Source organism: Nonomuraea sp. NPDC050786 (genome assembly GCF_040654115.1).
GTDB lineage: Bacteria > Actinomycetota > Actinomycetes > Streptosporangiales > Streptosporangiaceae > Nonomuraea.
The window spans coordinates 46,231-65,207 of sequence record NZ_JBFAHJ010000047.1 but is presented as its reverse complement, the minus strand read 5'-3'; the positions used below and the strand labels follow the sequence as shown (position 1 = coordinate 65,207).

The following is an 18,977-nucleotide window of genomic DNA, read 5'->3' as shown; positions in this document are numbered from 1 at the left end:
GGTCTCCGCAGCCGTCGCCGGAGGCCCAGGTTCCGGAGGCTCTGGGGCCTCGTCCCCTTCCAGCTCCTGACCAACGCAGTGCGGGCACTCGTAGCCGGCCCACAGCACGGTCCCGTGCGTTGTACAGACCCGCGTCACGCGATCCATCTCACCCTCCAAGGGACGGCAACGGCCCCGGCCCTCGTGTGAGGTGCCGGGGCCGGGGCCAGAGTAGTCACTGGCTGGAATTTCGCCAGATGAACCCTTCAGGGGGTTACGCGAACGGGTCCTCCTGGGCCTTCGCGGCCTCCCGCTCCTTGACCGCCTTCAGGACGGCCACGCCCTTCTGACGGTCCGCGGGCTCCGCCTTCTGGAGGTCCCAGCCCTTGCCCCTGCCGAAGTCGACCTTCCGCAGCCAGCCGATGTACAGCTTGCCCTGGCCACCCTCCACGGCGGGGACACCGTCGCGGATCTGGGGGACGAGGCTGTTGGAGTAGATCGTGGTCTGGGCCGGCTCACCGACGTTGTCGCCGGTCACGGCGGTGATCATGGCCGTGACGGTGAGGACGTTGCCGTTGCCGCGCTTGGAGGGCTTCTCCTGCTTGCGGAGCGGCTGGATGATGACCAGCTGGTCCAGGAAGGCGTCCAGGCCGGAGCCGGAGGTAGGGTCGGAGAACGGGTCGGTCTCGTGCTCGGTGGCGGTAGCGGTCATGTTCTTCTCCTTGGTCTTGTTCGCGTCCTAGCGCGTCGTGGTACTGGCCGGCGGCGGGGTGGTGTCTGGTCAGCCCGCCGTGGTGGTGCTCAGCTCCTGGCGGAGCGTCCTTCCCAGGGCCTTCAGTTCCGGTGTCATGGCTCCCGCGGCACTACACGCGTTCCCCGCCATGACCAGTTCCTCTATGCTCCTAGCTTGCCTGAACCTTGCCTCCCAGTCAAGCCCTTCGGGGGCCTGAATCTGGGGCTCTTTCTCGGCTCGGGAAGCGGCCAGCATGACGCTGCCCCAGCCGTCCAGGGCACTAGCCCCACTACTGGCCGCGGACTTCGCCAGAGCATCGGCTACCGCTCCGCTGTACACCGATGCCTCCTCCCGTCCGTTGCCGGCGGCGGAGTCTGCCACAGCCTCAGCCAGAGTGGAGACGACAGAACCCAGATCCCACGAAGGGCTCTTGGCCGCCGGCACCGCTCGAGGGGCCCGCCGCGTCACAGGCTTCGCACCCCGGGCCTTGCGGGTCTGGAAGCTGGCCTTGGCCCAGCGCCAGCCCCACTCCAGGTCCACGTCATACAGGTGGCAGACCTTGTCCTCCTGGCCCTCGAGCACCGGGAGCCAGCACACCGTGGCCAGTGACTTGTCCAGGGCCGGCATGTCCTCCCAGGCCCACGTGTCCTCGTTGAACATGGCGGAGGCGTTGGCGTACAGGGCCAGTTGGATGGCGATCTTCAGGGCCCCGAAGTCCATCGTCTTCTGGGTCTTGAGGTCGAACACCCGGAGGACCTGGGCCGCCGTCTCCTGGGAGATGTTGTCCATCCGGCCCACCGCGTTGAACTCGGGGATGCACACGATCCGCTCCAGGTACTGGGGCAGGATCGTGATCCCCTCAGCCTGAAGAGTCGCCTCGTACATCCGCAGGTTCGGCACCAGCTCCGCCGGGACGAACAGGGCAGGGTCACCCTGGTTCAGCTTCTCCGTCAGCTCATGGAGCTGAGTCCCCAGGTCCGCACCCTTCTTGGACCCGGCCACGTGCTGAGCACTGGTCACGATCGTGTTCAGCCGCTTCTTGGCCTCGGAGTCCTGGGGGTCCCATCCGTACTCCTTGAAGACCTCCGCCGCCTGGGACACCAGGCCGCGGTCCTGGACGATGCCCTCCAGGACCTTCCGGTTCCCCCAGCGCTCCAGGTTGTACGTGTCCTCCAGGGTGCCGGCCAGGGTCGTGACCCTGGTCCAGGAGCGGAGCTTGCCGGAGTCCGGGTCCGGGAGCTTGTACCGGCCCCAGCCGTCGAACTCCACCACGCGCTTGCCGTTGGTGCCTGTCCCCGGGTCGGAGAAGGCGTCGGCGTCCAGGACGTCGGTCATGCCCGGACCTCGTTCCCGTCCTCGTCCATGAGCTTGACCTGGGTCATGAGCGTGGACGTCTTGTCCTGGTCGTAGCCGGTGCAGGCCCGAACGTGTAGCCACAGCTCACTGAATGAGGCGGAGGGGTCCACGATGCTGACCGGCTCCTGGTGGTCGCACTTCCTGACCGGGCACGGCATGTGGGCGTTCTCGGGGATGTTCACTGCTCACCGCCACAGCAGTACAGGGCGATCCAGCCGCCGTTCCCGTCCGCCTTGATCAGGGCTCCGGCCTCGAACTCCATACCGCTCACGGAGCACACGCCCATGAACTCCGCGAAGAATTCCGGGGCGACCTCGTCCGCGTCCGCGAACAGGTCTTCGTTCATCTCGTTCACTGTTCCCTCCTTGGGGATGTCAGCCCGAACGCACCGGGACGGCATGGTCACGTCGCGGTGCCGGGGTGTTACTGGTCTGCCCGCTGGGCCATCAGGTTCGTGTACGCGCGGTCCAGCATCTGACCAGCCTTCACGATAGAGATCGCGTCCGACAGTCTTCCCCGGTTCATCCCGGCCGGATCGATGCCCAGCCGGACCGCCACCTCAATCTGGCCTTCGGACGGGGCCTTGGTGCTCCGCCAGGACGCGCCCCGCTGGAACACGGTGTCCCCCGGGTTCTCCTCCTCCGCCAGTTGCTCCGTCCAGGCCAGGGCCTCCGCCATGGGAAGCCCTTCCTTCAGGAACCGGCCGCCTGGCTGGCCCGACGCCAGCCGGGAGCCGACCTTGAACGTGTTCCCGACCTCCGGCCACAGGAAGTAGATCTTCTCCTTGGTCGGGATGAACCAGCACCCGGCCGGCGTCTGGAGCCACACGGAGCGCGACTTGTGGAACAGCTCCACGTCGATCGCGCCCACGTCCCCGGACAGGTCCAAGGCCCCGTCCCGGACCGCGCGCTCCGCGGCCTCCGCCAGCGACTCACCCTCCAGGATGTCCGAGACCCTGTCCGTGCTCAGGTCCGTGAGCGTGGCCAGGCGGTGCATGCGCGAAGCCCCGGCCACGTCCAGGACCAGGGCACAGGTCTTGGACGGGTGCGGCCGGAGGACCCTACCCACCATCTGAATGTAGAGGGCGGCGGAGGTCGTGGGCCTGGCGATGATCGCGGTGGAGGCCCTGGGGGAGTCGAACCCCTCCGTGAGCACCATGCAGTTGCAGATCACGTCCAGGTCTCCGTCATCGAACCGGCGGAGGGTCCGACGCCTTGCCATCTCGTCCATCGCGCCCCAGACCGTGGCCGCCCGGACCCCGCGCTCCTCCAGGGCCGCGGTGAAGAGCTGGGCCGCCTCCACGGTCGGGGCGAACAGGAGCGCGGCCTCCCCCTTGGCATGTTCCAGGTAGGCGTCCGCCACGGCGGTGATGGCACCGGAAGTGATCAGCATGTCCGACAAGGACGCCACCTGGAAGTCACCCCGGCTCTTCTTGACCTCCTCCAGGCTCATGCCGTCGATCGTGACCAGCTTCCCGCGCACGTCGCACAGGTGCCCCATCGCGATCAGGTCCAGGATGTCCTTGGAGTAGACGACCTCTTCCCAGACCTCTCCCAGGTGGGCCTTGTCCGCCCGGGACATGGTCGCGGTGAAGCCCACCGCCACGGCGTGGCCGGGCTCGTCCATGGCCTGGAAGCACCCCAGCTCCTCCAGCACCCGCTTGTAGGAGGCCGCGGTGGCGTGGTGGCACTCGTCCACGATGACCAGGCCGACCTTCCCGATCAGGGGAAAGACCCTGGCCGGCTTGCCCAGGGTCTGCACGCTGGCCACGATGATGTCCGCGCGGATCTGGTTCTCCCCGCCCTTCACCACCCCGACCTTGAGCATGGGGGCCACGGACTTCAGCTTGGCCACGGTCTGACGGACCAGCTCGTCCCGGTGGACGAGGATCACGACCTGGCCTGTCCGGGCCTCCCGCCACTGCTTGGCCAGGTGGCTGAACACCACGGTCTTGCCGGCACCGGTCGGCAAGACCACGGCCGGACGCCGCATCTTGTCCCAGGCCGCATACGTGGCCTGGATCGCCTCCTCCTGGTACCTCCGCAAGGTCAGTACGCCTGTCGACATCATCTGTCGTTCCCCTCCTTGGGGGTCGTGGTCGGTTAGGGCGGCCTAGTGTGCACGACCGGGAGAGGTCATGGCCGGGGGCCCTCCGCCTTCACTTCCTGGGTCAGGTTCGTGGTCAGGTCCCGGACCAGGCCCATGGTGGACTCGTCCAGGTTGTGGATCGCGGCGGTTCTCAGGTTCTCGAGGTGGGCCGTCAGCGCGGCCTTGACCCCCTGCCTCCACCAGTGCGTCTCCGGCCGGTCCCAGTTGGGCCACAGCTCCGGCGGGACGTCCACGCCCATGTACGTCTCCGGCGTGCCCAGGCCCAGCCGGAGAGCGGCCATCTGAACGTCCTTGGTCCAGGTCCAGAGGTTGATGCCGGCGTGGAACACCCACTTGTCCGGCCGGTCGCCGGCCAGCGGGTTGGTGGTACGGGCCTCGTAACTCATCTGGGTCAGGTGTGTGCCGTCCTCGTCCACCAGGCCCCAGATCCGGCGGGGCCGCTCGGTGACGGGGTCGGGGACCAGGGCCACGCCCAGCCAGAGGGACGAACCCTCGAGGTCCTGGAAGACCAGGATCGGGGTTTTCGTGATGACCTTCATGGGTCAGCTCCAGTCGATTCTCAGAACGGTCTGGTCGACGGGGCAGAAGATGAAGCACGGCATCCCGCACACTTCGATCTCGCTCCCGCACGTCGGGCAGGGCCCCACCATGTAGTGCACGTGGTCCTGGGGACGCCTGTTCATGGGGCTCCCGTTCCCGTACTCTCTGCCATCCCAGTGGCTCCTGTCGTTCCCGCGCAGGTCCCAGGATCGCCCACGCCTTGACCCAGTGTCAAGCCTGTGCCATCCTGACAACGCACGGGTGCAGCCCCAAGGAGGGACCGTGACCGACCGATTACACGGATCTGTCCATCAAGATAGATCCGCCGGTCAGGGACACACAGCACCATGTCAAGACCCCCGAAGATCCCCAGGGAGGGAACAAATGGATGACCAGGGCATCCCGCACACCGTCACACAGCGTGAAGAGAACAACCGTGTCGGGTCACGCCGGGACCGTCAGATCCACGAGCTTCGGGCGGAGAACAAGGTCCTCCGGGCCCAGCTCGAGGAGCTGGCGGACTTCGTGGACACCATGGCGTCGGAGCTGTCCGCGCTCCGCCGGCACGTCCAGTTCCACTCCGCCCACCAGCCCGTCCCCGGATGCTCCGGGTGCTGCCCGACCGCGGCGGAGAGGGAGACGGACAAGGCCATCCGTCTGGAGGCCGCGGAGACCCGGCGGGACGTGGCCTGATGCCGGCACAGACTCTGAAGCCCGTCACTCGCTACCTCGAGGGCCGCGACCCCGCCCGGATCTACGCCCCTGGAACGTTCCCTCACCCGCATCTCCGCGGGGTCAAGATCACCTGTGGCCATGACGAGGTCCGCGACGCCGTGTCCTGGCTCGTCCGTGAGCCGGTCCTGGGCGTCGACATCGAGACCATGGGCCTGGGCGTGGCCGCGCGCTACCTCAAGTGCGTCCAGGTCGGCACCAAGGACCACGCCGTGGTGTTCGACCCCCGGGACCTGGCCCAGTACGCGGCCCTCCAGACGGTGCTCAACTCCGGAGCCGTCCTGGTCCTGCACAACTCCCCGTTCGACGTCCCGAACCTGTTCCTGAACGGCCTGGTGACGGAAGAGACCGTCCTCACCAAGATCTGGGACACGCTCATCTGGGCCCGCATGGCGGAGCCGGACGAGAAGACGTCCAAGAGCCTGGCCGCGTGCGCCCAGCACTACCTGGGCATGGCCGGTGAGGATTCGATCACGAAGCGGGCCAAGAACCTGGGCGTGACCAAGGGCAAGTACTTCGAGGTCGCGGACCTGGACCGGCCGGCCTACCTCGAGGACGCGGCCACCGATGCCGTCGCCACCGCCCGCCTGTTCCCGGTCCTCCGGCAGGCCGCCTACGACCGGCAGACCCAGGGCCACCCCTTTACAAAGTACGGTGTACGCGGGGACGACGCCTGGGCCCTGATAGAGAAGCCCCAGCGTCGTAACCGGCGCTACCTCCTGCGGTCCTGCCGGGGCTTCCGCTGGGATGAGGAGTACCTGGACCGATACCGGCTCGAACAGGCCAAGGTCTCCGGTGCCCAGGAGGCGGAGCTGGCCAAGCACGGCATCCGGCCGGGCGTCTCCCAGGACCTGACGAAGTGGCTCGAGGGCCAGGGCCTGGTGGGGGACGACTGGCCCCGGACTGACACGGGCCTGCTCTCCGCGGCCAAGGGGCACCTGAAGAAGGTGGACCACGAGCTGGTCCGGCTGTTCCTGGAGCACAAGGAGCGGGAGAAGATCGACCGGGACTATCTGTCCAAGGTCGCGACCCTGTCCGACCACGACGGCAAGATCCACCCGGAGTTCAACGTCTTCGGGGCCTCGAGCACCGGCCGTGACTCGATCACCGGTCTCCCCCTCCAGCAGTTCGACCACCTGGCCCGCCAGATCATCCTGGAGGACTCTCCGGGGGCGGGGGTCGTGTCCGTGGACTGGTCGCAGCAAGAGGCGGTCATCGGGGCGAACATCGCGGGCGACCACGCCGTGGTGGAGCGCTACGAGGACGAGTCCTTGCCCCCCGAAGCCCGTGACGTCTATCTGATCATCGCGGAGTTCGCGAAGATCGCGCGCAAGCCGGCCAAGGAGACCTTGCTGGCCCAGATGTACGGCCAGGGCATGCTGGGCCTGGCCGTGAAGCTGGGCCTGATCCAGCCCTCCGAAGCCGTCGCGCTCACCAACCTGTGCCGGAAGATCCACCCGGCCCGCGCCCATGAGCCCAAGCCCCTGACCGGACGCGACCCGCGGCGGTGGAAGCCGTGGGAGGCTGCGGAGTCCCTGGGGATCGCCGGCTACCGGGAGGCCCTGGACATCAAGGCCGCGGTCTGGGAGGCGATGCCCAGGACCGAAGAGCTGATCAAGAAGCTGAAGCGGATCGCGGACGAGTACAAGTGCATCTTCACCTGGTCCGGCCGGATCGTGCCCGTGCCCTCCTCCTACTACGAGGGGGAGTGGGGCGTCATGGTCCACAAGGGCCCGAACTACACGATCCAGGGCGGGGCCGCGGACATGCTGGACGACGCGATCCAGCGCATGGAGGACGCCGGCCTGGGCGACGCGCTCATGATCCCGATGCACGACGAACTGGTGGTGCACCGGGAGGCAGCGCACGACGTGGCCAAGATCATGTCAGGAGGGTTCGAGAGGCTGTCCTGGGTGGCCGGACGAGAGGTCAAGTTCAGGACGGACACCGAAGACCTGGGCGAGCGCTGGGGCAAGCCGGAGTGAGCACACCTCCCGCTGGAGCCCCAGGAAGGTGACGACGTGAGCGAACATTTCCGCCCGTCCGTGACTCGTAACGCACGAGGGCGAGTCATGGTCAGCCACCTAGACCCAAAGTCTAGTACCTTGACCCACAGGCACATGCCCGTGGCCAGAGCCACACAGGATGGAGGAGAGCCCCATGATGGGCGCGAGTGATCTTCTGAAGGAGACCCTGGGGGACTTCCCCGTGGGCGACATCACGTGCAACCTCCTGGCCGCCAAGGCCATGGTGCGTAACGGCCTGGCCGTGGTCCTGATCGAACCCATGGGCTCCAAGCCTCTGTGCATCCTCAACGAGAGGCAGAGGGCCGCGGCGGACAAGGAGGCCCAGGCCAACGCCCGTGCCGCTGGCACCGTGCGCTGGGACATGGTCAGGCACCCGTGCGGCCTCAACCACGCCATTGTCGACGCCAAGGAGCTGGCCAAGCCCCGGGTCAAGGAGTTGCTGGCCGCGGGGGCGAACTTGGCCGTGGTGCCGGGCCTGTCGTCGGCCCGGGTCATCATCGTGGACCTGGACAAGGAGGAGGAGGTCCGCGGGTTCCGGGAGGACTGGGCGGACGGGGATCCGGAGTTCGACCTGGACGACCCTCCGCCCATCACCGTGTCCTCCCCGGGCAAGATGCGGCTCGAGCTGGACGGCACGGAGGTCTGGGCCCACAAGCACGGCGGTCACCAGTGGTTCACGGCCCCGGAGGGGTTCGTGTTCCCGGCCAGCCCCGGCAAGATCAAGGGGAAGTCCGGCTGGGTCGCCTACTTCGGGTCCGACTGCTACGTGATCGTGCCCCCGTCCGTACGGGCTGAGGGCCCGTACCGGCTCACCGGGGCGACCATGGAGGCTCCCCGGTGGCTCCTGGACCGCATCCTGGCGGCGGACAACACCGCGGCCCTGGAGGAGCGTCTGGAGCGGATCCAGAACGCGGAGGGGGACGACGACATAGACGAGTGGTCGGCCCGCACCTCCTGGGACGAACTCCTCCGCCTGTGTGGCTGGACGCCCACGGGCAAGCTCGACACGTGCGCGTGCCCGACCTGGACCCGGCCCGGCACTCCCGCCCACGACAAGTCCGCGACCGCGCACGAGGCCGGGTGCGTCCAGTACGACACCTCCGCCGGCCACGGCCCCATCCACGCCTGGTCCGACTCCGTGTCCTGGGGCGGCCAGAAGACCGTCACGAAGCTGACCTTCCTCGCGTACGAGCGGTACGACGGGGACATGGTGGCGGCCATGGCCTCCATCGGCGTGACCCCGGCCGGGCTGGACCGGGACTTCTCCGAGCTGGAATTTGAGGAGGGCCTGGACCTCATCCTGGACGCCGGGGCGGTGACGCCCAGCCCAAAAGCGGGTGACCTGTGGGGGGAGGAGGAGGAGAGCCAGGAGAAGAGGGGCACCTGGCACAAGCGGGACCTGACCGCGATCCTGGCCGGGACCGATGTCCGGCCGGAGGCCAAGTTCCTGCCCCGGGTCGACGGGCCCGCGCTCCTGTACCCGGGCCTGACCCACTCCGTCCACGGTGAGTCCGAGTCGGCCAAGTCGCTGGTCCTGATGGGGGAGGCGGTCCGGGTCATGCAGGCCGGCGGCCGGGTCCTGTGGATCTCCTGTGACTCGGACGAGCGGGAGGACGTGGCCCGCGCGCTGAAGTACGGCTGTCCGCCGGAGGTCGTCCTGGCACAGCTCGACTACGTCCGGCCGGAGGAGCCGGCGGACATGGACCGGGACGGCTTCCTGGAGCTGTTCACGGACACCTACGACCTGGCCGTGATCGACGGTGTGACGGACGCCATGCTCCTGGTCGTCGGAGGGGACCAGAAGGACCCGAACAACGCTGCCACCCTGTTCTCCCGACGCCTTCCCGAGAGGCTGGCGGAGCGGACCGGGGCCGCGGTGGTCCTGATCGACCACGTGACCAAGGACCGTGACGGGCGGGGACGGCACGCCATCGGCGGCCAGGCCAAGCTGGCCAAGATCACGGGTGCGGCCTACATGGTCCAGCCCGGGTCCCAGCCCCCGAAGCTGGGCGGGGTCGGGGAGGTCGTGTTCCGGATCGGGAAGGACCGGCCCGGGTCGGTCCGGCCGCACGGTGGCCCGTGGCGGGCCTCCGACCGGTCCCAGGAGATCGCCCGGATCACGATCGATGACACGGGCTCGCACACGGTCATGACGGTGAACGGGCCGGCGGACCCGATGGACCAGGAAGAGGAAGAGCTTCCCAAGTCTGCCGACTCCGCGCCCCCGTGCAAGACCATGGAACGGCTCTCCGAAGCCATTGCCTCGTGGCCGGACGGGATCTCCAAGACCTCTCTCCAGCGCCAGTACGGGGGCAACTCGGCGGAGAACCGTCTGGCTATCGACTGGCTCCAGAGACTGGGCTACGTCGAACAGGTGTCGAACAAGGGGGCCCTGATCCAGTGCCACCTGGTGCCGTACAAGGAGATCTATGGGGACACTCCGGCGGCGGATCTGGACACGCTGAACGATGACTCGGAATCGGACGACTAGGCACAAGTTCGACGCCCGGACCAACCCGGACCAAGATCTTGGTCCGGGTCTTGGTCCGGGTTCGGGAGCATCAGCGAAGGCCAGACCCGGACCAGGACCAAGCCGGACCACCCCCCTTTATAGGGGGGTCCGGTGGTCCGGGTCCGGGTGTGGCCGCTAGCTGGGGTTGCAGGAAAAGGCATGGGTAAGGCTTCGGGACCCGGACCAAAGATCAAATCGCTGGTCGGGGTCCGACCGGGACCCGGACCCGGACCAACCCGGACCAAGAACAAGATCCGTCAGTGAGTCAGGCGGAGGAGCCCCAAGGAGGGAAAGATCAATGAGAGGTTGTCAGGCGGAGGGATCATGACTGGGTCCCTCGTGGTCGCGTTCCTCGTCCAGGGTGACGTGACCGCACAGGGATCGAAGAACGCGTTCGCCATCTATCGTGGATCGGCGAAGAAAGGCACCCGTGAGTTCACCGGGCGCATCGCTGTAGTAGAGACCGCCAAGAAGCGGCTGGACCCCTGGAGAGAGATCATCAAGGCGGGGGCCCGGGAGTCGATGGGCCGGTACGTGCCGTGGGAGGAGTTCCCGATCACGGGTCCGGTCCGGGTCTCCCTGACCTTCTCGCTGAGGGCTCCGAAGCGGATACCCCCGGAAAGGCTGGGGTGGCCGGCGACGAAACCGGACGTGGACAAGTACGTCCGGGGGGCCCTGGACGCACTCACGATGGCAGCGGTGTGGAGGGACGACGGACAGGTGGTCCGGCACACCGCGACCAAGGTCTATGACCTCCTCCCGTCCCCGGGGGTGGTCGTGGAGGTCCACCGCCTGGACGCGGAGTCGGCCCAGGCGGCCAAGGAGGTGGTCATGGCTCAGGAGTTCGTCCGGGCGGCCTTGCAAGCTCACTGAGCTTGGCGCATAGGCAACTCACAGGCACCACGTACACAGCAAGGAGGGACCCATGGAGGTCACGACCAGCGGGCGGATCGCCCAGGCCCAGGCACACCTGGACTGTCGCGATGTGCCCCCCATCCCAACGAAGGACGGAAAGTTCTACCCGGCCAAGGCCGTGGTGTCGTACCAGTTCCTGTGGAGCACCGGGAGCTGGCACGTGCTGAACGTCAAGATCACCGGCTTCAGGAACCAGGCCCACAAGGGCAACGCCTCCGTGCTGACCCTCACCAACCCCAGCTCCTTCCCGGAGTGGCTGGCTGGACCGATCCAGGAGAACACCCCGGCCAGCCTGATCAAGCCGGAGGTGTCGGCGTGATGACGACCGTCGAACTCCCTCCCACGACCCGGAACGTTCCACCCCCAGCCGCCGGCCTGCTAAGGCTGGCCGGCCGTGAGGGCTGGTACAGCCACGGCTCCTGGGGCCTGGACGGGGACGGGCTCCCGCTCTACCGGGTGTGCGTGACCAGGATCCCGGAGCCGGACAAGGGCCTGTCCTACGTGCACGCCGTGGTGGTCTGGCACACCGGGGGGACCAGCCGGGCCTTCCAGGTCTCGAACAAGGTCTTCCGGCTCGAGCCTGGCGGGCCGTGGACGGACCTCCCGACCTTGCGTGATCTCACGCACATGATCGCTCGTTCCGGTAGCACGAAGGGGTGACACCGTGGCCCAGCGGATTCAGATCGAGATGGCGGACAAGCCCCGGGGGACCGGGACGATCATCCAGGACTTCACCAACCATCAGGTGGTCCCGGTCACGATGCGGGAGTGCATGATCCGGCCGGAGGACATCGGGCCGGCCCTGTCGTACATCAATCAGCACCACGGCGCGGAGGAGGACCTGATGTACCTCCTGTCCGCGATCCTGGGCGAGTAAAGGAGAGTCCCCATGAAGGGACAGAGGCAGATCACCAAGCGGGCGAAGCGAGCCCGTGGCAGCCAGGCCGGACCGGTCGATCCCGGGGCCGGGATCGACCGGCGGACCCCCTCCGGCAGGGAGACGAAGAACTGATGGCGGAGGCGATCGCGTTCCTGGCCGTGTTCGTGGCCGGGGCTGGCCTGGGCGGTTACCTGGTCTGGATGCGGATGTCCAAGCTCGTGGACGACCAGGCCGTGTCCGTGGCCACGAAGGCCATGCACGGGACTGAGGCGTTCCAGGAGGCCATGAAAGCCCCATCAGAGGGTCAGGAGTCCACCAAGGACCCGACGCCTGTCGTGCGGCCTCTCAGGGCCGTACGCGGGCAGCACTGACCCTGACAGACCCGCGGCTCCCGACTGGGAAGGGCCTGGACCTGAACCCCGGTCGGGAGCCGCGGTTCCACCACCTCATCACGAACCCCATGGAGGGACAAATGCGGACAGAAGAGATTTACTGCCGGATGGAGGACGTCTCCAGGTACCTGGAAGGCGCTCGGACCACGATGGAGTCCCCGTCCCCCGGCGAGTCCACCACTGCGGCGGTGAGGTCACTCGTCATGCTGGGGTACGTCCGGAAAGCCGGTGATCGTACCCTCGAGCTGACCCCGTGGTTCCAGTTCAAGTCCGTGGCCCCGTACCGGGCTCACATGGGTGACAGCCCGGCCGGAACCGTGAACGGCCTACGGCCTGAGCCCTCCGCCGGCTTCAACCCCCAGAACCTTCCGGAGAACCTGACCCGGCCGGAGCTGGCCCGGCTCATGGACTGGGCCTCCGGTCAGATCGCCATGCTGGACCAGGCCAGGCCCCAGGAGCCCCCGCTGGGAAACAGCCCGGCCGTGGTCACCTTCGTCCGGCAGATGGACGGGGAGCTGTACAGCTACGCCGCGCTCCGGGCGGAAGGGGGCCGGTGGATCGTCACGAGCCTGACCGTGCGCATGACATGGAGTGATCTTCTCGACTGGATCGAGTCAGGATCGTCTCCAAACCATGACGCTATAGCCACCATGCGTTCCATGGACGTGCAGCCGTCCCCACTGTAAATCTCTAGAGAGACCTGGACCGTAAAGAGACCCGGAGTCAAGAACTTGACTCCGGGTCTCTCCGGTACGCTGGTCACGGCAGTCCCAAGGAGGACATAGCAGCATGTATGTAGACGAACACGCCCTAGATAGGGCAATGGACCGCGAAAGACCAGACAGCCTGTTCTGTCTCCACTCCATCGCCCCAAGCCTGGAGGGGGTGTCAGAGGAGGACGGAAGCTACGCCATCCGCATGAGGCTGGGAGGGCACTGGACCCTACCCGACGCCCACGAAAGCGCCGTGGACTCCACGCTCCCGGACACCGCGATCCACACCATAGACATGGTCCTGAACTTGGACGCCGCGGCCCTTGCCGGTGAGGAACTGGGCCGGCTCACCAGTCAAGGCATCCAGGCTCAGATAGACCAAGAACTGGGGGACCAATGAGCGAAGCTCCACCAGAGAACCAGTCGTCAATCCCGCTCCCGCAAGGGGTGATGCTGGTCGACTACCTGGGCCAGGACCGCGTCTGGTCATCGTCCAACGGGAACATGAAGATCTCGGACATGGACGAGGTTTACCGAAGGCGGGCCTGTGACTGGCTCCTGCGCAACGCTGAGGGACTACTCCAGATGCTCAACATGGAGGAGTACATGAACGCGGAGAAGGAGCCGGACCTGGGCCACAAGCTGCGGATGGCCGATCGCCGGCCGTATAGCTGGATCCGCAGAACGCCACTGTTTCTGAGGCTGTCCCAGGGGATCCCGCCGGAGCTTCTACGCCGGCAGGGCGGACGGTAACGCCTGGGCTTGGGGGAGGGGAGCCCAGCAGTGCCCGAACGCTCACGTCCGGTGGTGACCACCGCCGGCGAACATAGATCAGGACGGCCCTGGCCAGAAAAGGCCAGGGCCGTCGTCGTTCACCGAAGCCCTGGAGGCTGCGATGCCTGAACCGCTCCTGGTGGAGGAAGTGTCCCACTGGTGGGAGGTCCGAACCGAAGAGCACCGGGCCGTGCTCCGTGCCTGGTTCGCAGACGAAGGGATCGATATCACCGACCTCACTCGTGTGAAGGTCTACCTGGTGGATGTCCCGTTCGCTGTGCTCACTTTCTGGGTCCGGGACGAGTCCGGCCATCTCGTGCTGGACGAGGCCATGGGTGCAGGGCGCACCAGGACGGAAACGGTCCTTCTGTCGTCACTGCCTCCGGCCGAAGCCATGGCATGAAAAAGCCCCGCTCGGGAGACCAGACCGATCCCTGGCGGGGCTTTCTCGTGCGGGTTCTTAGACGGCCACGCCTCCCTGGAAGGTCGGCTCCTGGAACGTCGGCTCCTGGGCGGACGCCCCGGCCGGAGCGGCCTCGTCCTGCGGAGGCTCGAACACCCGGTCGTTCATCCACTGGACGAACGCCTGCCGGCCCCGGAGATAGGCCCGGATGCCCTCGTTCGCATCCAGCTCGTAATAGCCCACCATGCGAGCGAACAGGGACAGGGACGGGAGCCTCTTCCCGTCTCGGATCTTGGACGCCGTGGAGTGATCACACCCCATGGCCTTGGCGAAGGCGAAGTTAGTGAGTCTGGTCATGGCAATTAGTATGTGCGCGGCATGACTCTGTGTCAAAGGGGAGTGATCCCGTTGAGCAAGTGCGTGTTCTGCCACCAAGGTCCCGAAAGAGGGGGCCACACCGACCAGTGTCCGATGCGCTACCGGACGTCATGGAGCCCAGAGTCCAGCCCATGGGAGGAGCTGGCCGCGACCCTGCTTGAGGCGTGGAAACAGGACGCCAGCGTGGAGGCCATGGGCAGTGAGGCCGACGTGGACAAGGCCCGTGCACTGTGGGCCGACCTCGAGCGGTGCATGCGTGAGCACGACCCGGCCGGTGCAGTGACCCGGCTGTTCGAGTACTACGGGCGGGAGACCTCTGTGTCACCTTGACGGGGGAGCTAAATCCCAACGATGCTTGCCCTAACAGGCCCCGGTGTCTAGTAGCGACTTATGTCCCGAAATCAGGCGTTCTCGCCAAGGAGAGTAGGGAGGGATGTTCGCGAACGCCCGGGGCTTTGTCGTTCCTGGGCATGACTCCCACATAGCGGGGGCCGTGGTTACAGTGGGCCGGCTTCATGGGGGTGGGCTTCTCTGGGGAGGGCACCTGAGCACCCAGAGGATCCCGGCCAGGACAGGGTGTGCCAGGGCCTGGCCCCTCAGCCTCACCCCCTAGCCAGCCTTACCCGGTAAGGAGTGCAGTGGTCGACAAGTACACGCACGACCTTGGTCGCAAGGGTGCGCGCTGGGAAGAAGTCAAGAGACTGGTGTTCGCCACTCAGACCCACTGTTGGCGTTGTGGTCGCTATGTCGATCAGTCCTTGCCACCCAATGACCGCATGAGTCGCACGGTCGGTCACGTGGTAGCACTGGCCGATGGTGGTCGGCCACTGGATCTGGACAACCTCCGCCTTGAACACCGCTCGTGCAACTCCAAGGCCGGTCGGGCGATGCAGGCAAGGCTTCGGAGATCTGAATCTCTATGAGGTCAATGTCACGCAGAGTAGGGAGCCAGGGGGACGGGGGTACCCCTGGGACGGGCTCACATGATCTTGCCCTTATGGACCCCGGCAGCTTCCATTTCCCTCCCTTGATCGTGAGCTTCATGATCGACTTCTGATATAGTCTCTGACCTGGAAAAACGCTGGAACATTACTTGCCCGTCGCGGACTCCTCACCTTGAGGGGTCACTGGCCACCGACTGACGACGCTAGTAGTTGCACACGCAATTAATTGGGATCGAGTGTGGGACTACCTACCGTCACGCAATGGCACAGCAAGGGGGGATCAGGTATGCTTGACTCTATGTCAAGTCGGAAGGTGACCTTGCAATGCGCAGACTGTGACGTGAGCTGGGTCTATACCCGGGCGTCCTTCAGAGGGCGGAACCCTCAGCGGTGCAGAGAGTGCACGTGGGCCAGGGCTAAGGCCCGTGATGTCGCACGTAACGCGACCAGAGATCACAGCTACAAGTACAACACCCCATGCTCTGGCGGATGCGGGACCATGCTCAGCCGTGGAGGGGGATCCAGCCTCAACCCCGTGTGCCGGGAGTGCCGGAAGTCGGGCCAGTACCGAGGACACGCCCTTTCATGCACGGGTTGTGGTGTTGATTACCGAAGCGGTGATGCGGACAGCCGGTTCTGCTCATGGGAGTGCTTCCTGAAGGGGCACCAGATTTGGCCCAGCGACGCCGAACGCTATCGGGCCAAGGGCAGGGCCCGCCGGGCACTGATGGCTCAGACCCGAACAGAGACCTACTGCATGGCAGACATCGTGGCCCGGGACGGGACCCGGTGCGGGATATGCAAGGCGGAGGTAGACATGCCCCTCCCCTGGCCCGGCCCCTGGTCCGCATCGGTTGACCACGTCGTCCCGATTTCCAAGGGTGGACCGGATGTCCTGGACAACGTTCAGTTAGCCCACTTCAGATGCAACCTGGCCAAGTCAGACAAGCTCATAGGGGCTGAGCTGTGATCGAGAAGCCCCGGCCAGACCAGGCCGGGGCTTTTTCATGCCGTGCTCGAACCATCTACCGTGGGACTCCATCACATCAGGTAGTGGCCGCAAGACGCTCAGTCAAGGCCGACCCCCGAGGAGACCCCCATGTTCAAGACCACGTCCGTGGTGCTCGCCATCCTGACCCTGGCCGCGTGCGGGAGCACCCCGGTAGCGGCCCCAGCTCCGACGCCGGCAGCCGAGACCTTCCCGCCCGTGCCCACGCAGTCCGCTAACCCAGGCTTCGGGATCACGATCACCGACGCCGGGGGAGTACAGCGGGCCAGGCTGGACCCGGCCACGGTCAAGGCCACCGAGTGCAGGACCACGGCCGACAACTACGGCGGGCCGGAGACCTTCTACGGGGCGGAGTCGACGTTCCGGGTCAAGAACGCCTCCGCCCTTCGCGGGACCGTGTCCCTGAACGTGCAGTACCAGGCGGAGGACGGGACCGTGGTCTCAGAGAGCGTCGCGGGGGCGAACAACATCCGGCCGGGCCAGTCCGCGGTCATCGGTGACTCCACGGGCGTGGAGAAGGGCGACCTGCCCGGGGACAAGGTCAGGTGTGAGGTCGTGGAGGCCGAGGTGTACGTGCCCATGGACCAACCTTGACAATAAGCCAAGGTCAAGGGAGACTCAGGTCACAATCCCAGCCCCGTGATAGGACCAGCCCGTGAACCCGATGCAACTGACCCCGGAGGAGATCCGCCGGCACCTGGCCGCGGGGGAGACCGTCTGGCTGTGCGAGACGACCACCGCCAAGCACCAGGTGTTCAGCGTGGAGGGCCTGACCGCCGACCACGCACACGCTGGGGAGGACTTCCGGATCGTGATCCGGGGCATGCGCACGGGCCGCATGCTGGACCTGCACGCCGGCCGGGACAAGACCTTCACTGTGGAGATCCCGAACGGAACGAGTCCCAAGGAGGGCTGACCCAGCTCGAGCAAGCCCAGGCCCACGGCCTGGGCTTTTCTCATGCCTTCACTGATCGCTCATACTGCCGTAGAAACGCGTGAGCGGGGCCTGGTGAGGTTGCAGCCTCTCCAGATCCCCGCTCGTACGTACAACAACCAACACGACTGATGTGAAGTAGAGGCCCCGGGATCAGTGTCGACCTGGACCGGGGTTCTCTCCGCCTTCACTGTACCTTGCCGGTCCCGGGCGTGTTGGTGCCTCCGCTGGAGAATTTCGCCAAGCCCCTGGCTTTCATGCCGTCACCTGGCCGTAAGCTACGCCGTTCGCTCCATCCAGAGGAGGACCGGTCATGAGCGAGATCTTCCCGGAGGCCATGCTGGGTTCGGACTCCGGCCTGGACGTGGCCGGCGACGTGGCCCCGCCCGGTCCGGCCGTGGTCCTGGGGGTGGAGGCTTCGGTGTCCGTGGACGCCTCAGCCGTACCCCTGCCCCGGTCCATCTGGGTCTTCGATCATTCGGAGATCTGCGGAAGCCGAATGCGGGTGGAGTACCGGGACCTGGCCTCGTTCATCAAGCGGAACCGGAACGAGTGCCCGACGTGCTGGGCTCCGCTGGGTGACCCGCGTCCGGCCGGGCCGGAGGACTGGTGAGCTTGACTCTGGGCCAAGGTCAGTGGATACTGAACTCAGTACCTCAGAAGCCCATGGAGGCGGACATGCAAGACGACACGAGCCAGAAGTGCCAGAACGCCACCATCGTGTATGACTACGACGCGACTCCCACCAACATCGGGTTCGAAGACATGTACCCGGTCAAGAACCTGATCCACTGCCAGAACGACGCGGACCGCCAGTCTCCGCGCGGCACTCACTACTGCGCGACGTGCTGGCCCGCTCCCCGGCCTGTACGGACCCCCTGACCATCACCCAGACCAGGCCCTGCTCCGGCGGGGCTGGAGGAGACCATGCCCCAGACAAGTTACGTCCGCCTCTGCGGTAAGTGCTACAGGACGTTCGCGGCCGGGTCCCCCGGCCTTGTGGGAGAGATGTTCCTGTGCAACCCGTGTGCCAAATCGGTCCCCGCGTTCGACCCCCAGCCCAATGACGTCGTCTCTCACAAGGACCGGCCCCGCCAGTCACTCGTGGTCGTGTCGCTGGACGGGGACAACGCCGTGACCCAGATCCTGGGTCAGCCCGGACAGCGCTCCACCTATCTCCGGTCGGACCTCCGGCCGTTCAGCTCATTCCACTGAGCCACCGATGCCTGAATGAGGGGGCTTGACTCTAAGGCAAGGTTCAGTACATACTGAAGTCACAGCAGGAACGAGCCCCACGGAGGGAACCGAGATGACCGCCACTGCCGAGAACCTGACCCAGGTCCAGATCTACCGCGGCTCTGAGACGGTCGTGATCAGTCTCGACTCCACGGAGTACGGGTTCGAGGTCAGCGCGACCAGCTTCTACCGGACCTCCCACGGCGCTCGGGTCGGCGGCTCCTTTGAGCGCTTCTTCTCCAAGCTGGAGGACGCCCGCAAGTACGCGAACGGCTACTACGCCCACATGATCAAGAAGGGCTACGCCAGGGTTCAGCCCCGTAAGCGCTGACCATCCAAGACCAGGCCCCGCCCCGGCGGGGCCTTCGTCATGTCCAGACTCCCAGCTCACCGTCTACACTCTGCCCGGCT

The 18,977-nt window shown here is 66.4% G+C and carries 29 protein-coding genes; 21 read left to right on the top strand and 8 right to left on the bottom strand.

The genetic code is table 11. The annotated features are described in order from the left end of the window. Positions 1-253 precede the first annotated feature (253 nt). The 7 genes from AB0H84_RS49760 to AB0H84_RS49730 form a co-directional block, all read right to left on the bottom strand. Positions 254-691 (bottom strand): hypothetical protein, encoded by a 438-nt coding sequence (locus AB0H84_RS49760; protein ID WP_357620808.1) that lies wholly within the window; start codon positions 689-691, stop codon positions 254-256. A gap of 69 nt (positions 692-760) precedes the next feature. Then, positions 761-2,047: a hypothetical protein gene (locus tag AB0H84_RS49755; protein ID WP_357620806.1), complete on the bottom strand. Its 1,287-nt coding sequence runs from the start codon at positions 2,045-2,047 to the stop codon at positions 761-763. Beyond that, the gene (locus AB0H84_RS49750; protein WP_357620804.1) at positions 2,044-2,250 is read right to left on the bottom strand and encodes a hypothetical protein; all 207 of its coding nucleotides are present in this window, start codon (positions 2,248-2,250) and stop codon (positions 2,044-2,046) included. The genes AB0H84_RS49755 and AB0H84_RS49750 overlap by 4 nt, the downstream gene beginning before the upstream one ends. After that, positions 2,247-2,423: a hypothetical protein gene (locus AB0H84_RS49745; RefSeq protein WP_357620802.1), complete on the bottom strand. Its 177-nt coding sequence runs from the start codon at positions 2,421-2,423 to the stop codon at positions 2,247-2,249. Before AB0H84_RS49745 ends, AB0H84_RS49750 begins: the two co-directional genes overlap by 4 nt. A gap of 68 nt (positions 2,424-2,491) precedes the next feature. Next, positions 2,492-4,138 carry a DEAD/DEAH box helicase gene (locus AB0H84_RS49740; RefSeq protein WP_357620799.1) on the bottom strand — a complete coding sequence of 549 codons (1,647 nt, stop codon included), beginning with the start codon at positions 4,136-4,138 and terminating at the stop codon, positions 2,492-2,494. Between the two features lie 65 nt (positions 4,139-4,203). Further along, a complete protein-coding gene (locus tag AB0H84_RS49735) occupies positions 4,204-4,716 on the bottom strand; it encodes a hypothetical protein (RefSeq protein ID WP_357620797.1) in 513 nt (170 codons plus the stop codon). Between the two features lie 3 nt (positions 4,717-4,719). Further along, a complete protein-coding gene (locus AB0H84_RS49730) occupies positions 4,720-4,860 on the bottom strand; it encodes a hypothetical protein (protein WP_357620795.1) in 141 nt (46 codons plus the stop codon). Between the two features lie 241 nt (positions 4,861-5,101). Here AB0H84_RS49730 and AB0H84_RS49725 point away from each other — a divergent pair, with 241 nt between their 5' ends. The 13 genes from AB0H84_RS49725 (at position 5,102) to AB0H84_RS49665 (ending at position 14,065) form a co-directional block, all read left to right on the top strand. After that, positions 5,102-5,410 (top strand): hypothetical protein, encoded by a 309-nt coding sequence (locus AB0H84_RS49725; RefSeq protein WP_357620793.1) that lies wholly within the window; start codon positions 5,102-5,104, stop codon positions 5,408-5,410. Then, positions 5,410-7,434 carry a DNA polymerase gene (locus AB0H84_RS49720; RefSeq protein WP_357620791.1) on the top strand — a complete coding sequence of 675 codons (2,025 nt, stop codon included), beginning with the start codon at positions 5,410-5,412 and terminating at the stop codon, positions 7,432-7,434. The genes AB0H84_RS49725 and AB0H84_RS49720 overlap by 1 nt, the downstream gene beginning before the upstream one ends. 175 nt (positions 7,435-7,609) lie before the next feature. Further along, positions 7,610-9,967, top strand: a complete 2,358-nt coding sequence (locus AB0H84_RS49715) for a bifunctional DNA primase/polymerase (protein ID WP_357620789.1) — start codon at positions 7,610-7,612, stop codon at positions 9,965-9,967. A 360-nt stretch (positions 9,968-10,327) separates the two neighbouring features. Next, complete coding sequence (locus AB0H84_RS49710; RefSeq protein ID WP_357620787.1) at positions 10,328-10,861, top strand: RusA family crossover junction endodeoxyribonuclease; 534 nt, start codon at positions 10,328-10,330, stop codon at positions 10,859-10,861. A gap of 52 nt (positions 10,862-10,913) precedes the next feature. After that, positions 10,914-11,222 carry a hypothetical protein gene (locus tag AB0H84_RS49705; protein WP_357620785.1) on the top strand — a complete coding sequence of 103 codons (309 nt, stop codon included), beginning with the start codon at positions 10,914-10,916 and terminating at the stop codon, positions 11,220-11,222. After that, positions 11,222-11,563: a hypothetical protein gene (locus tag AB0H84_RS49700; protein ID WP_357620783.1), complete on the top strand. Its 342-nt coding sequence runs from the start codon at positions 11,222-11,224 to the stop codon at positions 11,561-11,563. The genes AB0H84_RS49705 and AB0H84_RS49700 overlap by 1 nt, the downstream gene beginning before the upstream one ends. Before the next feature lie 4 nt (positions 11,564-11,567). Further along, positions 11,568-11,780 (top strand): hypothetical protein, encoded by a 213-nt coding sequence (locus AB0H84_RS49695; RefSeq protein ID WP_357620781.1) that lies wholly within the window; start codon positions 11,568-11,570, stop codon positions 11,778-11,780. Positions 11,781-11,792: 12 nt separating this feature from the next. After that, positions 11,793-11,915, top strand: coding sequence for a hypothetical protein (locus tag AB0H84_RS49690; protein WP_357620779.1), 123 nt, complete (start codon positions 11,793-11,795; stop codon positions 11,913-11,915). Next, positions 11,915-12,154: a hypothetical protein gene (locus tag AB0H84_RS49685; protein ID WP_357620777.1), complete on the top strand. Its 240-nt coding sequence runs from the start codon at positions 11,915-11,917 to the stop codon at positions 12,152-12,154. The genes AB0H84_RS49690 and AB0H84_RS49685 overlap by 1 nt, the downstream gene beginning before the upstream one ends. A 101-nt stretch (positions 12,155-12,255) precedes the next feature. Further along, positions 12,256-12,861, top strand: a complete 606-nt coding sequence (locus AB0H84_RS49680) for a hypothetical protein (protein ID WP_357620776.1) — start codon at positions 12,256-12,258, stop codon at positions 12,859-12,861. Positions 12,862-12,964: 103 nt separating this feature from the next. After that, complete coding sequence (locus tag AB0H84_RS49675) at positions 12,965-13,288, top strand: hypothetical protein (RefSeq protein WP_357620774.1); 324 nt, start codon at positions 12,965-12,967, stop codon at positions 13,286-13,288. 50 nt (positions 13,289-13,338) lie between these two features. Next, a complete protein-coding gene (locus tag AB0H84_RS49670; RefSeq protein ID WP_357620772.1) occupies positions 13,339-13,641 on the top strand; it encodes a hypothetical protein in 303 nt (100 codons plus the stop codon). Between the two features lie 142 nt (positions 13,642-13,783). Continuing rightward, on the top strand, positions 13,784-14,065 hold the full coding sequence (locus tag AB0H84_RS49665) for a hypothetical protein (protein WP_357620770.1): 282 nt from the start codon (positions 13,784-13,786) through the stop codon (positions 14,063-14,065). 57 nt (positions 14,066-14,122) lie between these two features. Here the strand turns inward: AB0H84_RS49665 and AB0H84_RS49660 are convergent, their stop codons facing one another. Next, positions 14,123-14,422, bottom strand: coding sequence for a helix-turn-helix transcriptional regulator (locus AB0H84_RS49660; RefSeq protein WP_357620768.1), 300 nt, complete (start codon positions 14,420-14,422; stop codon positions 14,123-14,125). Positions 14,423-14,536: 114 nt separating this feature from the next. Between AB0H84_RS49660 and AB0H84_RS49655 the strand changes: the two genes are divergently transcribed. The 8 genes from AB0H84_RS49655 (at position 14,537) to AB0H84_RS49620 (ending at position 18,897) form a co-directional block, all read left to right on the top strand. Further along, positions 14,537-14,773, top strand: coding sequence for a hypothetical protein (locus tag AB0H84_RS49655; protein ID WP_357620766.1), 237 nt, complete (start codon positions 14,537-14,539; stop codon positions 14,771-14,773). A 308-nt stretch (positions 14,774-15,081) separates the two neighbouring features. Further along, a complete protein-coding gene (locus AB0H84_RS49650; RefSeq protein WP_357620765.1) occupies positions 15,082-15,366 on the top strand; it encodes an HNH endonuclease in 285 nt (94 codons plus the stop codon). A gap of 307 nt (positions 15,367-15,673) precedes the next feature. Continuing rightward, positions 15,674-16,357, top strand: coding sequence for an HNH endonuclease signature motif containing protein (locus AB0H84_RS49645; protein ID WP_357620763.1), 684 nt, complete (start codon positions 15,674-15,676; stop codon positions 16,355-16,357). Positions 16,358-16,486: 129 nt separating this feature from the next. Then, the gene (locus tag AB0H84_RS49640; RefSeq protein WP_357620761.1) at positions 16,487-16,990 is read left to right on the top strand and encodes a hypothetical protein; all 504 of its coding nucleotides are present in this window, start codon (positions 16,487-16,489) and stop codon (positions 16,988-16,990) included. A gap of 61 nt (positions 16,991-17,051) precedes the next feature. Then, positions 17,052-17,312, top strand: a complete 261-nt coding sequence (locus AB0H84_RS49635) for a hypothetical protein (protein ID WP_357620759.1) — start codon at positions 17,052-17,054, stop codon at positions 17,310-17,312. Positions 17,313-17,643: 331 nt separating this feature from the next. Next, the gene (locus AB0H84_RS49630) at positions 17,644-17,943 is read left to right on the top strand and encodes a hypothetical protein (RefSeq protein ID WP_357620757.1); all 300 of its coding nucleotides are present in this window, start codon (positions 17,644-17,646) and stop codon (positions 17,941-17,943) included. A gap of 65 nt (positions 17,944-18,008) precedes the next feature. Continuing rightward, entirely contained in the window at positions 18,009-18,212 is a 204-nt protein-coding gene (locus AB0H84_RS49625) for a hypothetical protein (RefSeq protein WP_357620755.1), read from the top strand. A 427-nt stretch (positions 18,213-18,639) separates the two neighbouring features. Further along, on the top strand, positions 18,640-18,897 hold the full coding sequence (locus AB0H84_RS49620; RefSeq protein WP_357620753.1) for a hypothetical protein: 258 nt from the start codon (positions 18,640-18,642) through the stop codon (positions 18,895-18,897). The last annotated feature ends 80 nt before the right edge of the window (positions 18,898-18,977 follow it).

Bases quoted from the DNA above. Each gene is read 5' to 3' on its own strand.
- AB0H84_RS49625 (WP_357620755.1), top strand. From the start codon at position 18,009: ATGCAAGACGACACGAGCCAGAAGTGCCAGAACGCCACCATCGTGTAT.
- AB0H84_RS49725 (WP_357620793.1), top strand. From the start codon at position 5,102: ATGGATGACCAGGGCATCCCGCACACCGTCACACAGCGTGAAGAGAAC.
- AB0H84_RS49655 (WP_357620766.1), top strand. From the start codon at position 14,537: ATGCGCTACCGGACGTCATGGAGCCCAGAGTCCAGCCCATGGGAGGAG.
- AB0H84_RS49700 (WP_357620783.1), top strand. From the start codon at position 11,222: ATGACGACCGTCGAACTCCCTCCCACGACCCGGAACGTTCCACCCCCA.
- AB0H84_RS49705 (WP_357620785.1), top strand. From the start codon at position 10,914: ATGGAGGTCACGACCAGCGGGCGGATCGCCCAGGCCCAGGCACACCTG.
- AB0H84_RS49665 (WP_357620770.1), top strand. From the start codon at position 13,784: ATGCCTGAACCGCTCCTGGTGGAGGAAGTGTCCCACTGGTGGGAGGTC.
- AB0H84_RS49680 (WP_357620776.1), top strand. From the start codon at position 12,256: ATGCGGACAGAAGAGATTTACTGCCGGATGGAGGACGTCTCCAGGTAC.
- AB0H84_RS49660 (WP_357620768.1), bottom strand. From the start codon at position 14,422: ATGACCAGACTCACTAACTTCGCCTTCGCCAAGGCCATGGGGTGTGAT.
- AB0H84_RS49755 (WP_357620806.1), bottom strand. From the start codon at position 2,047: ATGACCGACGTCCTGGACGCCGACGCCTTCTCCGACCCGGGGACAGGC.
- AB0H84_RS49690 (WP_357620779.1), top strand. From the start codon at position 11,793: ATGAAGGGACAGAGGCAGATCACCAAGCGGGCGAAGCGAGCCCGTGGC.
- AB0H84_RS49715 (WP_357620789.1), top strand. From the start codon at position 7,610: ATGATGGGCGCGAGTGATCTTCTGAAGGAGACCCTGGGGGACTTCCCC.
- AB0H84_RS49740 (WP_357620799.1), bottom strand. From the start codon at position 4,138: ATGATGTCGACAGGCGTACTGACCTTGCGGAGGTACCAGGAGGAGGCG.
- AB0H84_RS49640 (WP_357620761.1), top strand. From the start codon at position 16,487: ATGTTCAAGACCACGTCCGTGGTGCTCGCCATCCTGACCCTGGCCGCG.
- AB0H84_RS49670 (WP_357620772.1), top strand. From the start codon at position 13,339: ATGCTGGTCGACTACCTGGGCCAGGACCGCGTCTGGTCATCGTCCAAC.
- AB0H84_RS49685 (WP_357620777.1), top strand. From the start codon at position 11,915: ATGGCGGAGGCGATCGCGTTCCTGGCCGTGTTCGTGGCCGGGGCTGGC.
- AB0H84_RS49645 (WP_357620763.1), top strand. From the start codon at position 15,674: ATGCTTGACTCTATGTCAAGTCGGAAGGTGACCTTGCAATGCGCAGAC.
- AB0H84_RS49720 (WP_357620791.1), top strand. From the start codon at position 5,410: ATGCCGGCACAGACTCTGAAGCCCGTCACTCGCTACCTCGAGGGCCGC.
- AB0H84_RS49630 (WP_357620757.1), top strand. From the start codon at position 17,644: ATGAGCGAGATCTTCCCGGAGGCCATGCTGGGTTCGGACTCCGGCCTG.
- AB0H84_RS49730 (WP_357620795.1), bottom strand. From the start codon at position 4,860: ATGAACAGGCGTCCCCAGGACCACGTGCACTACATGGTGGGGCCCTGC.
- AB0H84_RS49760 (WP_357620808.1), bottom strand. From the start codon at position 691: ATGACCGCTACCGCCACCGAGCACGAGACCGACCCGTTCTCCGACCCT.
- AB0H84_RS49675 (WP_357620774.1), top strand. From the start codon at position 12,965: ATGTATGTAGACGAACACGCCCTAGATAGGGCAATGGACCGCGAAAGA.
- AB0H84_RS49620 (WP_357620753.1), top strand. From the start codon at position 18,640: ATGACCGCCACTGCCGAGAACCTGACCCAGGTCCAGATCTACCGCGGC.
- AB0H84_RS49735 (WP_357620797.1), bottom strand. From the start codon at position 4,716: ATGAAGGTCATCACGAAAACCCCGATCCTGGTCTTCCAGGACCTCGAG.